The organism is Mesorhizobium kowhaii (genome assembly GCF_042431665.1).
GTDB lineage: Bacteria > Pseudomonadota > Alphaproteobacteria > Rhizobiales > Rhizobiaceae > Mesorhizobium > Mesorhizobium kowhaii.
The window spans coordinates 590,853-604,239 of the sequence record NZ_JBHLYT010000053.1; the positions used below are offsets into that span (position 1 = coordinate 590,853).

Annotated in this window: 12 protein-coding genes; 5 read left to right on the forward strand and 7 right to left on the reverse strand. The window is 59.9% G+C overall.

Translation table 11 applies throughout. The features are described 5' to 3' along the window. Window positions 1-127: 127 nt before the first annotated feature. On the reverse strand, window positions 128-1,342 hold the full coding sequence (locus tag ACFFNA_RS30170; protein ID WP_378923499.1) for an ABC transporter substrate-binding protein: 1,215 nt from the start codon (window positions 1,340-1,342) through the stop codon (window positions 128-130). A 162-nt stretch (window positions 1,343-1,504) separates the two neighbouring features. Between ACFFNA_RS30170 and ACFFNA_RS30175 the strand changes: the two genes are divergently transcribed. Then, complete coding sequence (locus tag ACFFNA_RS30175; RefSeq protein ID WP_378923500.1) at window positions 1,505-2,491, forward strand: aldo/keto reductase; 987 nt, start codon at window positions 1,505-1,507, stop codon at window positions 2,489-2,491. Window positions 2,492-2,537: 46 nt separating this feature from the next. Here the strand turns inward: ACFFNA_RS30175 and ACFFNA_RS30180 are convergent, their stop codons facing one another. Next, window positions 2,538-3,965: a hypothetical protein gene (locus tag ACFFNA_RS30180; RefSeq protein WP_378923501.1), complete on the reverse strand. Its 1,428-nt coding sequence runs from the start codon at window positions 3,963-3,965 to the stop codon at window positions 2,538-2,540. A gap of 474 nt (window positions 3,966-4,439) precedes the next feature. On the opposite strand from ACFFNA_RS30180, the gene ACFFNA_RS30185 reads away from it, so the two are divergent. From ACFFNA_RS30185 to ACFFNA_RS30195, 3 genes are all read left to right on the forward strand, one after another. Beyond that, window positions 4,440-4,664: an exosome complex component gene (locus tag ACFFNA_RS30185; RefSeq protein WP_378923502.1), complete on the forward strand. Its 225-nt coding sequence runs from the start codon at window positions 4,440-4,442 to the stop codon at window positions 4,662-4,664. 464 nt (window positions 4,665-5,128) lie between these two features. Next, window positions 5,129-5,887 carry a response regulator transcription factor gene (locus tag ACFFNA_RS30190; RefSeq protein WP_111547173.1) on the forward strand — a complete coding sequence of 253 codons (759 nt, stop codon included), beginning with the start codon at window positions 5,129-5,131 and terminating at the stop codon, window positions 5,885-5,887. Window positions 5,888-6,274: 387 nt separating this feature from the next. Continuing rightward, on the forward strand, window positions 6,275-7,699 hold the full coding sequence (locus ACFFNA_RS30195; RefSeq protein WP_378923503.1) for a glutamate-1-semialdehyde 2,1-aminomutase: 1,425 nt from the start codon (window positions 6,275-6,277) through the stop codon (window positions 7,697-7,699). 239 nt (window positions 7,700-7,938) lie between these two features. Here the strand turns inward: ACFFNA_RS30195 and ACFFNA_RS30200 are convergent, their stop codons facing one another. The 4 genes from ACFFNA_RS30200 to ACFFNA_RS30215 form a co-directional block, all read right to left on the reverse strand. After that, window positions 7,939-8,217 carry a hypothetical protein gene (locus ACFFNA_RS30200; RefSeq protein ID WP_292630613.1) on the reverse strand — a complete coding sequence of 93 codons (279 nt, stop codon included), beginning with the start codon at window positions 8,215-8,217 and terminating at the stop codon, window positions 7,939-7,941. 206 nt (window positions 8,218-8,423) lie between these two features. Next, window positions 8,424-9,077, reverse strand: a complete 654-nt coding sequence (locus tag ACFFNA_RS30205; protein WP_111547175.1) for a PIG-L deacetylase family protein — start codon at window positions 9,075-9,077, stop codon at window positions 8,424-8,426. Next, the gene (locus ACFFNA_RS30210; RefSeq protein ID WP_275954977.1) at window positions 9,074-9,889 is read right to left on the reverse strand and encodes a sugar phosphate nucleotidyltransferase; all 816 of its coding nucleotides are present in this window, start codon (window positions 9,887-9,889) and stop codon (window positions 9,074-9,076) included. The genes ACFFNA_RS30205 and ACFFNA_RS30210 overlap by 4 nt, the downstream gene beginning before the upstream one ends. Continuing rightward, window positions 9,886-11,181, reverse strand: a complete 1,296-nt coding sequence (locus ACFFNA_RS30215) for a methyltransferase domain-containing protein (protein WP_378923504.1) — start codon at window positions 11,179-11,181, stop codon at window positions 9,886-9,888. Before ACFFNA_RS30215 ends, ACFFNA_RS30210 begins: the two co-directional genes overlap by 4 nt. A gap of 338 nt (window positions 11,182-11,519) precedes the next feature. On the opposite strand from ACFFNA_RS30215, the gene rfbC reads away from it, so the two are divergent. Then, complete coding sequence (rfbC, locus tag ACFFNA_RS30220; protein WP_111547178.1) at window positions 11,520-12,071, forward strand: dTDP-4-dehydrorhamnose 3,5-epimerase; 552 nt, start codon at window positions 11,520-11,522, stop codon at window positions 12,069-12,071. Here rfbC and ACFFNA_RS30225 read toward each other — a convergent pair. After that, window positions 12,066-13,385: a DUF4910 domain-containing protein gene (locus ACFFNA_RS30225; protein WP_378923505.1), complete on the reverse strand. Its 1,320-nt coding sequence runs from the start codon at window positions 13,383-13,385 to the stop codon at window positions 12,066-12,068. The genes rfbC and ACFFNA_RS30225 overlap by 6 nt on opposite strands. Window positions 13,386-13,387: the final 2 nt, after the last annotated feature.

The following is a 13,387-nucleotide window of genomic DNA, read 5'->3' on the forward strand; positions in this document are numbered from 1 at the left end:
GGTGGCGCTGTTGACGTAGAGGCCGGCGATCGAGACCCGCCTGTATTCCGAGAATATTCTGGGAATATTCTGGGAAGGATGAGTTGGCGGCGGGTGACGCCGCCAACTCGAGGGTCGGTTCGCCTGATCAGCTCTTCGGCGCTTCAGCCGGTGGCTGCTGCATCGAGCAGGAGATGGCGCCGCCGGGTGCCGCGGCGCAGACCTCGGTGGCATGGGTGACCTGGTGCGTTGGATTGAAGGTCAGGTCATCCGAGACCACGCCCTGATGGTGGAGGGTCAGCAGCGCCTCGACCGTCTTGTCCGGATCGAAGCTGCCGGCCTTCTCCCAGGCTTCGGCGAGGAAGTGGACATAGTCGTGGTAGAGCAGCGACACCGACGAGGTCACGCCGTGCGGCGCGCCGGCGGCGAAGTAGGCGTCGAAATAGGTCTTGGCTTTCGGATTGGACGACTCGCCCCAGCAGACCGGAACGCAGCTCATCGCCACCGGCACATCGGCCGAAAGCTGCTTCTCCTTCCAGATGCCGGGGTCGACGCCGAACAGGAAGTAGCTCTTGGCGGCACCCAGTTCGAGCGCCTGTGGCAGTGCCGTCAGCGTTGAATCGCCATTGTACCAGAAGTGGATGATATCCGGATTGAGGCTCTTGGCGCGGGTCAGGAACGGCGAGAAGTCGGTTGTGTCAGGCGGATAGAAGATGATGTCGGGAACGTCCTGCCCCTCGGCCTTCAGCGCCTTGTAGTAGTAGGACGACAGGAACTGGCCGGTGGCGTCGTTGCCGACGATCATGACCGACTTCTTCGGCTTGTACCCTAGCAGCGGCTCAAGCAAGGTCAGCACGCCGCGCGCCGTCGATCCGGACCGCTGGAACTCCTGCGGCTCGGACTGGAAGAGATAGTGATCCTCGCCGCCCGGCCTGACCGAGTCTGGTGTCAGGATTTTCGCCAGCGTCGAATTGCCGGCGAAATGGATGATCTTGGCCGGCTGCGTGATCTTGGCCATGGCCAGCGTGAAGTCGTGCGTCTCCGATCCGAAGATCGCCTGCACCTTCACATCGCGCACCAGTTCCTGGGTGGCGGCTATTGCGGTCGCGATATCCGTGCGGTCGTCGCGCTTGACCATTTCCAGTCTGTAGGTCTTGCCGCCGACCTTGATGCCGCCGGCGTCATTGATCTGCTTCACGGCAAGGCCGACGCCTGCCGGCAAGGTGTGGCCGGCGGAAACGAACGAGCCCGACTCCGCCGCGACGACGCCGATCTTGACGATGTTGTCCTCGGCGAATGCAGGATGAGCAAGCGCGCCAAGGCACAAGGCCGCCGACGCGCCCATTTTCAGAACGGTTTTCAACTTGAGATCCTCCCGACTCCAAATCATTGCAGTCTTACCGGGTTGTCATACAACCCTGTTATCTGGTAAATCCAACGAACGGGGATGTCAATCGCGTTGCCATGCGATAAAAGGCGGCCCGCAGATCAGGAATCACCACCAAGCCGCAGTTAGGAACAGGACATGCAGTCACGGAAATTCGGCCGCACCGGCCGCGACGTCAGCGAGATCGGCTTTGGTTCATGGGCCATCGGCGCCGCCTGGGGCGAGGTCAATGACGACGATGCGGTGGCCGCCCTGCACGCGGCCCTCGACGCCGGCGTCACCTTCATTGACACCGCCGACGTCTATGGCGGCGGCCGTTCCGAAAAACTGATTGCAAGGGTGATGAAGGAGCGCGGCGGCGAGCGGCCATTCATCACCACCAAGGCCGGAAAACGCCTGCCGGCGCAGAGCGTCGAGGGTTTCAGCCAGAAGAACCTGACCGACTGGGTCGACCGCAGCCTGAGATATCTCGAGGCGGACACGCTCGATCTCGTGCAACTGCATTGCCCGCTGACCGACCTCTACTACCACCCGGAGGTTTTCGAACGGCTCGACCGGCTCGTCGAGCAAGGCAAGATCCGCAATTACGGCGTCAGCGTCGAGCGCGTCGAAGAGGCGTTGAAGGCGATGCAGTATCCCGGCGTCGTCAGCGTCCAGATCATCTTCAACGCCTTCCGCCAACGGCCGGCGGAGTTGTTCTTCGACCTGGCGAAAAAGAACGATGTGGCCATCATCGCCCGCGTCCCGCTGGCCAGCGGTTTGCTGTCGGGCAAGTTCAAGGCCGACACCAAATTCGAGGACAGCGACCACCGCAAATTCAACCGCAACGGCGAAGCCTTCGATGTTGGCGAGACCTTCTCAGGCGTGCCCTATGAGGTCGGACTGGCGGCGGTCGAGCGCATCCGGCCGCTGGTTTCCGGCGACACGACGATGGCGAAATTCGCCCTGCGCTGGATCCTGATGTTCGACGCGGTCACGGTCGTCATTCCGGGCGCCCGCAATCCGGCGCAGGCGATATCCAATGCCGAAGCGGCGCACCTTGCGCCACTGTCGGATCAACTCATGGGCAAGATCCGGGATATCTACGACCAGGACATCAAGCCCTATGTGCACCAGCGCTGGTGATCGAAAGCGAACAGCATTTCGACCTTCTCCGCCACGGCGAGATCCTTCATATTGCCTCTGCCGCTGTCTGATGCCAGGCGGTTCGCCCAAACGCCGCCATGGAACGTCGAGCACGGACCCGCGTGGCGGAAACGACGGCAAGTGCGATGAAGAAGAGGATGCCTGGATCGGCGCTGCCACCCGACACTGAGATGGCAATTATGCCGGCGAGCGAAGCATTCCTGACGCTCGTCGCGACCGCATCCGTTTCCGGGTCCACCCATTCCCGCATCCGTCCCATTCCAGCGACCAGGACACCGAGCAGGATCGCCATCATCAGCGATCCGAACAAGCCGAGTTGGGAAAGGACCGCGATCGGCCAGCTCGATGCCCTCGAACTGCCGAAACCGACGCCAAGGCCGCTGGTGTCCAGGAAGGACTGCAGGCTCTTGATGTTCCAATAGGTGCGCTCATGGCCTGAGCCAGAATCCGCTTTGTTGATGATGGTGCTGTTGATCAGCCTGACGAAAGGCTCCAATGCTCCGGCGTCGTAGAGGCTGACGCCCATAATGGCGACCACGCCTATCGCCATCAGAGCGGTTACCAGTATCTCCTCGCGCTCAACCCGCCCCCTGAGGATTGAAACCAACATCGAGAAGGCGACCGGAAGGCACAGGAGAGCCAGACCGACGTAAGCGGTCGATGAAGTCGACAGAATGGTCAGGAAGAGCAGGATGCCCGCCAGCCACTGGGCAAGGCGTGACTTGGTCTTTCTCCAATACGTGTAGCAGAATGCCAGGCAGGCGAGGGAAGCGCTGGCGAACGAAGAGGCTTCCGAAAAAGGTCCCGTGATCCGTACGAATCCTGCCTCGACCGCTTCCGTTATGAGTGCGTAATTGGCGGTTTTGATCGGGCCCAGCAAGTCTCCCGCTCCTGCATTCTTGCCGATAAAATCGACCAGCCCCATGCCCGCATGCAGACCGCACCACAAGAAGAAGCCGCGGCGGACCTGGTCGATCCTGTTGGAGTGCAGCAGCAGCACACAAAGCGCGATGGCGGTGAGCCCGCCAAGAATGAAGTAGCCCGTCTGTGAAGTGTTGGCCGAAACCGGGGCCAAGGACGCTTCTACGACGGCGCCTCGGGTTTTCGACTGCACGAAGACGGCGGTCTGTCCTGCGAACAGTCTTGGAAATAGCCATGCCCCGATGATTGCGTAAGCCATGAGGCTTGTGAGAACCCAGACCGGGCGGATGCTCCCGAACACACTTCCAAGGTCGAGCCAGATGCGACGCCTGACTGTGGTGGCCATGACGAGCAAGGCCGCAAACATGGTGTAGATCAGCGGAGACGACCCACCTAAAAAGGTCAGCGTCACGATGGCCGTCGCACCGAACGCCTGGGAAGCGATCAGGCCGATGATCAGCATTCCCCTGGAATAGCGGGCAACGACCAAAATAGCCGCGCACACCAGCAGCCCCATCAAAGAGACCTGCATTGTTGATCGAGCCTCCCGCTTGGTTTGGCCCTGGACTGTGCGGACTCAGGAAGCTGTCCGACGGCTCATCATTCGGCAGATGGGTATCCCGGGCAAGAGAGCCAAAGGACGTAGCCTGACACCCGCATCCGCAGGACCCGGTCACGGCCGTTGCGTTGTAAAATGCACGGCGGCATGATCAGAGGATATGAAGCCTTTTCGTTCGCGAGCGAGGGGTGACCTGCGGGCCGGTGGGCTTCTTGAGCTGTTTCGCGATGGCGGTCTTTTCGCAATCCGGCCCTCCTGCAAACGGCTAACCCTCAATCCGCGAACGCCTACTAAAGAACGCCTCGACCAAGGAAAATAGTAATCTTATAGTACGGGTGCAGGCTTGTTTTGGTTTTCAGTTGCAGAACCCTGTGTTAATGTTGAAATCGTGGGAGCGCTGGGCAACGGGCGGGTTGTTTGAGTTCCAGCACCAGGAGGAGAAGCGGTATGACCACTCAGGTTGTACATGGCGTATTCGGTCCCAAGCAGGTCAGGCAACTCAAGGAAGTTTACGAGCGTGCCCGGGTAGTGGAGGCAAATTACCCCGAGTCCCACATTGCCAGCAAAGCCGCCAAAAGGCTGATAGAGGCCTTCGAAGCCGTGATTCAGGCTGACGGGACGGTTCTGGATGGGCAGTGGCTAAGCGAGGCAAATCCCCAGGGAAACGCCTGAGACCAGGCCTTCATCTGGCGTCCGCGAAGCCTTACGGTGAACGGCTTCATTCGAGCAGATCCCACTTCCGCCTATCGGATGAGGATCAGCCATGCTGCCTATATACGTGAGGCGCGCCCACACGCGGCGGCAGACCCATCAGGCATCTGAAGCGCTGGGCCGCGGATATCACGAGTTGCGCCTTAGGGATGGCCGGGCCGTCCCGTTCCTGCGGCTCGCAGCGCTTTACGTCGACTTAAAAATTTACCGAAAATTAACTTAAGTTAGAGACCGCTTATAAATAGGCCATACACTGTCCGAGCTGCTCTACATGTCAGCAGCCAAGAACTGCTCAAGGCTCCAGGTTGGGGCAATCCAGCTTTGAGCTTTGAAATGGGTTGGGTATCAAACTTTCAATTCTAGAGAATGAGGGGCTCTGTTGGGCGCCGCAAGGCGGCCTTTGTTGGGGAAGGGTGGGTATAAGTATGGGTTCCACAGTAGGACTGCATAATCACGTTTCGACAAGTCAATCAGGAGTTCCGTCCAGCGGAACTGAAAATGTCCACGAACAAGCAGGCAAGCAATACCTCCTCATGCTGGATGGAAGGGCCTTAGACCGCGAGTGTCTCGCATCGGCCCTTGAGGATCATGAACTGGGCATGGCGGTCGTCGCCATGGGTTCGATCGAAGAATGGCGCCTGAGGAAGGGTTCGGCCCCTCCCCTTGCAGCCATACTCTTCAACCTTGGTGGCCGGAAGGTCACCGATCATGGCATCGCAGACGAGATCAGGCATATTTCGTCCGAGTTCAAGGCAGTCCCTGTGGTCATCCTGGCCGACACGGAAGACCTCGCACAGATACTGACGGCTCTCGAATGCGGCGCACGCGGCTACATTCCGACTTCGGTCGGGATCGATGTATGTGTCGAGGCGATCAACCTGGCGGCAGCGGGAGGCATCTTCGTTCCGGCGAGCAGTGTCCTTTCCATGCGGCACCTGATAAATTCAGGCAGCTGCGACACACGGCCTTTGACGGGCATGTTCACGCTCAGGCAGGCTGAGGTCGCCCAGGCGCTGCGGCGTGGCAAGGCGAACAAGATCATCGCCTACGAACTGAACCTGCGCGAAAGCACCGTGAAGGTCCACATCCGAAACATCATGAAGAAGCTGAAGGCGACCAACCGGACGGAAGTCGCCTACAAGGTCAACGATCTCTTCGCAGAAGGAGCTCTGGCCGAAGAGTAATCGCAAACAATAAGACGGCCCGCCCTGGGTGAATCCTGGCGGGTCGTATTTGTATCGTACTACAGACTCATTCAGTGAAGGTCGATGGATCTCCGTTGCCGCGAATGGCACCGGAAGCCGCCCGAGATAGATGACCCCGCTCCGATGCGGTTCGTTGCGCCGAACTCCTGACAGTGTGCTGCAGGTGGATATTTTCGGAGTGCTCCGAAACGCCCGGATTCGTCGCGATGATCTGGTTCTGTAGTTCCCTGAAAAGCTGTTCCATTGCGCGGCATCAAAGTCGGTGCCCGCCTGGGTATCCACCATAAGTGCTAACCGATGACCTTATGGAGAACGCGAAATCCTGAGCCGAGCATGTAGACTTGCTGCCGGAATGGAGTGGTTGGCATGTCTGAGCAAAGCCTTCGTTTTCGCAAATCCGTCCGCCTGCAGGAACGCGGTCGTGAACTGATCCCGGGCGGTAGCCACACCTACGCGAAAGGCGAGGACCAGTATCCCGTCCTGGCGCCCGGCTTCATCGAGCGTGGTTTGGGATGCCATGTCTGGGACGTCGACGGGAACGAGTACATCGAATACGGCATGGGTAACCGCTCCGTCGGGCTGGGGCACGCCTACCCGACCGTGGTCAGAGCGGTGGAGACGGCCCTCCAAGGTGGGTCCAATTTCACGCGGCCAGCCAGGATCGAGGTCGACTGCGCCGAGACGTTCCTGGAACTCATCGGCGCGCAGATGGTGAAGTTCTGCAAGGACGGATCGGATGCGACTTCGGGGGCCGTTCGCCTTGCCCGCGCCTACACGGGTCGCGATCTCGTTGCCTGCTGCGCCGACCATCCTTTCTTTTCGACAGACGATTGGTTCATCGGGACCACACCGATGAATGCCGGAATTCCGGAGGCGGTCCGAAAGCTCACCGTCACTTTCCGGTACAACGACATCGCCAGCGTAAAGGATTTGTTCGACAGGCACCCCGGCAAGCTAGCAGCCCTGATCCTCGAGCCTTCCCGCGGCGACGATCCGGTGGACGGGTTCCTGCATGAAGTCCAGCGTCTCTGCAGGGAAAAGGGCGCACTGCTCATTCTCGACGAGATGATCACCGGGTTCAGATGGCATGCGGCCGGGGCGCAGAAGCTCTATGGCATAGAACCGGACTTGTCGACATTCGGCAAGGCGCTCGGTAACGGGTTTTCGGTCTCGGCCCTCGCGGGCAAACGCGAATACATGCGGCTCGGCGGCCTCGAGCATACGGACCGCCCAAGGGTGTTTCTGCTGTCGACCACGCACGGCGCGGAGACCCATGCGCTTGCGGCGGCGATCGCGACCATGCGGACTTACCAGAACGAGTCCGTGATCGAACACCTGCACCGTCAGGGGACGAAACTGAGGATGGGGATCGCAGAGGCTGCCAGACGGCATGGGGTGGATGGGCACTTCAAGGTTGTCGGCCGTTCCTGCTGTCTGGCATATGCCACGCTCGACCCCAACGGCAAGCCGTCGCAGGCATACCGCTCGCTGTTCCTGCAGGAGACAATCAGGCGTGGAGTGCTTATGCCGTCTCTCGTCGTCAGCTACACCCACGACGACGCGGCCGTCATGAAGACGATAGAGGCCGTCGACGGTGCACTGGCGGTGTATGCGCAGGCCCTGGAATCGGGAACGAGCCGTTTCTTGGTAGGCCGCCCCACGCAGGTTGTTTTCCGCCGTTTTAACAATGGTGATGGGCGAGCTGAAATAATGACGACTCCAGAGAACCCTCTAGCCGCGAATAATGCGACCATGGGGCAATCTGAAACCCAGCTCGCGGCGACATCTTGACGCCACGAAAGCGTTGCTTTCTCATTCTTTTGGACCAAAGCAGGACCGTATACGGCAATCCCGCATTATACGGCAATCCCGCATTGTTTCCGCATGAGGCCATGGGACAGGATCTCACTTCGGCTGCAGAAACAGCAAGGTGCAGGCTGTCAAGGCCCCTCAGGCGAGGGAGATACAGGACGCGGGCCGAAAGGCATCGCTGGCTTGCACAGGCGCCTTGCTGCCGCGGAATCCGCTGATCAATCTGCAGTGGCAACAGGCTCGGGGAAAGTGTGGTTGCCCACCCATCTTACGGCTTCTTCGATCGTATCGAAGTTCTTGTGCAGCCCGCTCAGCAGCCCGAAGCCTGTCTCGAGGAACCATTTGCCTTTCGTGCAGTAGGCTTCCTCGTCGATCTGGGTAAGGACGGCGACCAGTTGGTCGGATTTCCACACAAGAACCCCGGATTCTCCGCCCTCGACCGTTCCGATCCGAGCTTCGCTGAAAGAATATCCAGGCGCAATGTTTGCATTGCCCATTTTGACAAAAAATCCCTTCAACTTCAAAATGGATGGCAGAAAAGGCAGAAAGGAAAACCTTAGGATTGATGGCCCGCTCTGTCGGTGTTTTTTACCCCGCGACAGCGAATTTAGTAACAGATCGCCGGGTCAGTTCAACCCCCCTTTCACCCGATTCATTCGGTCATCCACCGCTCGTTTCTTCGCCAGAAAATGTGTGCAAACCGCTACAGAATTTTGGCCTTTCGAAGCGTGAACGCCTCGGCAAAATGCTCGGGCGCCCGGCATTCCATCCCGCGCAACCGCGCAAGCCCGGCGAATGTCTCGCGGTCGAACCAGTCCTTTGAGCGCTGCGTCCCGAAGTGCTCGTGAAGGAGTTCGATCTTGCGTTCCAGCACCTCGGCCGTAAGCGGCACGTAGGCATTGGGTTGGCAGAGATCGCCGTCCCATTTCGGAATCTCGTATTCGAGCACAAGATGATCGCGGAAGACGTTCCAGGTCAGTTGGTTGACCTCCCGGTGGTCTTGATGGGCATCGAACCTGGCGTGGGTTAGCACCACATCGGGATGAACCCGCGATCTTAAATCCATCAGCCACTTCTTTATAGATCGGCTATGAGCCGGAAAGTAGCTGTCTTCGAAATCCGCAACGTCGACCGTGGACGAGCGCGATCCTTCGAGGAAGGCCTCGGCCGAAGCCCTGGCCTCGGCCGACCGCTGGCCGCCGGCGCTCAGTACGCACCAGTCGACATGCAGTTTGACCCCCGACGCAATCAGCCCGAGTATCGTACCTCCCGCACCGATCTCTATGTCGTCGGAATGGGCACCAAGGCAGAGGATCGAGAGTTCCTCGCCGCGACGTGCGAGGCCAAGTCCCCTCATGATGCAGCCATTACCATGCTGCGCCTGATTTTCTCTGCGGTGACCCTTCTATTCCAGGGCATGTCACCCTTTTCGACCATGTCTTCGAGCGATTGCCAATCACGCAGCGTGTCCATCGAACGCCAGAACCCCTCGTGCTTGTACGCCATCAGCATGTTGTCATCGATCAATCGCTTGAAAGGTTCGACAACGAGTTCCTCGCCGTCACGCATGTAGTCGAAGATTTCGGGACGGAACACGAAGTACCCGCCGTTGATCCAGATCTCGGACGTCTCCGTCGTGCGGAACTCGCGCACGCGACCATCTTCGGCGATGTCGGCCAAATGGTATGTCAGCGGCGCGCGCACGGCGAGGAAGCAGCCGATCTTGTCGCTGGCCTCGAACTTCGCGATCACATCGTCGAGGTCGACGTTGGTCAGGCCATCGGAGTAGTTGGCCAGAAACATCTTCTCGTTCCTGACGTGGTCCTTCGCAGCCCAGAGGCGTTCTCCGATGTTGCGCCAGATGCCCGTATCGAGCAGGGTGATGCTCCAGTCCTTGACCGTGTCGCCGAGCAGCTTCACGTCCTGGCCTCCTTGCGTGACGACGCAATCGGAAAAGGTCTGCGGCCGGGTGTTCAGGAAGAAATCCTTGATGACGTTGGCCTTGTAGCCCAGACACAAGACGAATTCGTCGTGCCCGTAGTCGCTGTACCACTGCATGACGTGGCGCAGGATCGGCTGGTGGCCGAGCGGAATCATCGGCTTCGGTATGCTGTCGGAATAGTCGCGGATGCGGGTCCCGCGACCGCCGCAGAAAAGGACGACTTTCATCTCCGTAACTCCGATGGATCGATCACTGTCACGAAAGGAATTGGCACCACGAATTTCGCACCCCAGGCGGCGACATGGTGCATCTGCTGGATGATCTCGTCCTTCAGGTTCCACGGAAGGACCAGGATGTAGTCTGGCTTGGCCTGCTCGATCGCCTCGATGGACTTGATCGGGATGTGCATGCCCGGCGTGAAGCGGCCGTGCTTGTAGGGATTGCGGTCGACCGTGAAGTCGAGGAAGTCGGTGCCGATGGCGCAGTAATTGAGCAGCGTGTTGCCCTTGCCAGGCGCGCCGTAACCGCAAATCGTCTTGCCCTCGTCTTTGGCCGAAATCAGGAACGCGAGGAGATCGCGCTTCGCGCGCTGCGCCTTGTAGCCGAAAGAGGTGTAGGTCGTCATTTCCGTAAGCCCATGCCGCTTTTCGCGGTCGAGGAGTTCGGCGATACTGTCATCCGTAGCCCAGCTGCTGCCCTCGTTGGCGAGATAGACACGCAGCGAGCCGCCATGGGTGGGCAGTTCCTCGACGTCGATCAACCGCAGCCCGTGGCGGGCCGCCATCAGGTCGATCGTCAGCAGCGAGAAATATGAAAAATGCTCGTGGTAGATGGTGTCGAACTGGTTCTCCGTCATCAGCCGCTCGACATGCGGGAACTCAAGAGTGACCACGCCCTCCGGCTTGAGCAGGATTTTTATTCCCGCGACGAAGTCGTTGAGGTCGGGCACCTGCGCCAGGACGTTGTTGCCAATGATGAGATCGGCGCGGAGTCCTTCGGCCACCATCTGAAGTGCCAGCCGCACCCCGAAGAAGTCGACCCGGGTTGGCACGCCCTTCTCGACCGCAGCGCGCGCAACGTTGGCCGCCGGCTCGACGCCAAGCACGGGAACGCCGAGCGGCAGGAAGTGCTGCAGCAGGTAACCGTCATTGCTTGCGAGTTCTACCGCGAAGCTGTCGGCGCCAAGCCCAAGTCGCTCCGTGATCGCCCCGCAATAGGCTTTCGCGTGGGCCACCCAACTTGTCGAGAAGGAAGAGAAGTAGGCGTATTCGCTGAAGATGGTCTCGGGGCTCACATACTCCTTGAGCTGCACCAGGTAGCAGCTGTGGCAGACCAGGACGTTGAGCGGATAATAGAGTTCCATCTGGTCAAGCTGGTCGGCCTGGATGAAGCTCTCGCAAGGCGGCGACATGCCAAGGTCGACCAGAGTGTGGCGCAGGCGCGACCCGCACAGCCTGCAGCTGACATTCCGGCGTGCCGTGTTCTGGTCGCGAACGATTTCGACAGCCTGAATATTCATTCCGTACTCCTGTCGCGCTGGTTTGAAAAAACGGAGACGCGGTGGCCTGACGATGAACCTGTGCCCGCCGCGCTCCGTAGGGAGTGCTTCCTTTTCAACGCAGGTTAGGACGGGACCCCCCCGAGTTCGATTTGCCAATCCGTCGGGTGCCTTAATCCTTATAGGGAAACGGCGGGGGCGATGACTCAGCAAAGACCGCCGAACGGGGTACTGCGGTCGGCCTGGCATACCGCGATCGGAGAAGCCACCTAAGGCTTAGGTAGCTCTTCCAGCCCGGGCACGCGGTGCCGACAATCGGACCGCCGGTCCTTGCCTGGCCACTGGGGATTTAGGGAGACATGCAGTTTACCGAAACGGAGCTGAAGGGTGTCTGGCTGATCGAGCCGACACCGGTGGTTGACGATCGCGGTTCCTTCACCCGCCTATTCTGTGAAAAGGAGATGGCCGATTGCGGGCTGGCGACGCGCTTTGTCCAGCACAGCCGCGCGCATTCGGTCAAAAAGGGAACACTGCGGGGGTTGCATTTCCAGGACGACCCGTACGCCGAGGTGAAGCTCGTCTCCTGTGTCCGCGGCGCGATTTTCGATGTCGTGGTGGATCTGCGCCCGAACTCGCCGACACGCCACCGCTGGCTGGGCTTCGAACTGACGCCCGAGAACATGAGGCAGGTCTACATCCCTGCCGGGTTCGCCCACGGGCTCCAGACCCTTACGGACGATGCCGAGGTCTCGTATCTCATATCGCAGTTCTATACGCCCCATGCGTCGACGGGCGCCCGCTACAACGACCCTGCCTTTTCGATAGCCTGGCCTTTGATGCCGACGGCGATGTCGGAAAGGGACAGGACGTGGCCGTTGCTCATGCAGCGAACGGCCGCTGGAGCCTTATGAAGCCGCGGCCAGCAGACCGTGATCCGACAGCAATCTCGCGGCGGCAGCCAGTTCCCTGAATGGCAGACCCGAGCGCTCCGCCATGGAGAGCAGCGAATGCCGGCCGTCGGCGAGATTGAGCACCCAAAGCAGGGACATCGAGGTTGCTCCCGAAGACGCCTGCCCGCCCAGGGCGGCGTAGAGGCCGCGCCTGCCGAGTTGTGGTTCGCCCTTGGGACAGAGGCTCAAAGGCGTCCAATCGTCTTCGACGATGTCGATCACGTCCGTCAGGATGCGGAAGGAATCCTCCAGGTACTCCGGCTTGATGAAGTCGAGATTGTCAGCCGACGTGTGGTATTCGGGGAAGGTGCCGTGGACGCTCCGCTGGAACATGCCGACCGGAAGATTGAAGCCCGGCGAACAATATTGCCTCTCGTCATAGCCGTAAGGGGAGAAATCCATCAACTTTGCCCCGGCTTCACGCCCCAGCACGTGAGCCATGGCGCGATCGATGAAGGCGTCGCCACGGCGGCTGCGCTTGTATGCAGCGCTTCCCGCGTCCCCCACGCATGACAGCACCAGACCGTGGTCGATGAGATGTGTCCGGGCCTCGTTGCGAGACAGCCACGCGATCGAACCGATCGTGCCCGGAGCGAACAGGAAGCGGTAGCTGTATCGTGTTTTTCTTGCCCTCAGGCTTTTCGCAAGGGTTGCCAGCAGGGCCAGGCCTGAACAGTTGTCGTTGGCCAGTGACGGATGGCAGATGTGCGCCGAAAGAAGGAATTCCCGATCGGTCCGGCCGCAGTGCAGGTATTCGCCGTAAGTGAGGCTGCCGTCCTTGAGCTCGGCATCGATCTCCACCCGATAGAGACCGTCAGGCATTTTGGCCACACGGTCGTAGGCCATGCAGAAGCCCCATGTCGGGGCATAGTAGCTGGTGCGGTAGGGGATCACATACGGCTGTTCAGGCAAGGTATGGATATGCGCCTTCAACTCGTTGAGCGGCAGGATCCCCTTGAAGGGTACGCTGTAGTTGACGATGTGCAGGTTGGAGTCGGCAAAATCCACGACCGTTTGCCCGTCCGGGCCTGTGATGCTGGCCGAGCGGATGTTCCATTCCCTAGGAACAGTCCAGTCGAGCACCTGCGTGCCGGTGGGCACCTCATGCCGTTCCAGGTCAATGTGCCCCGACAGGATATCCAGCGTTCGTCGCACGCCGTCTCCGGTGATGCTCCTGCAGATCGGAAAGAGACGTTCGGCCAAGGCATAGATTTCTTGGCCGACGCTGATGGACGCCGGCGGCGAGCCGAGTCCGCCGGGGTTCACGTGTTCCATAC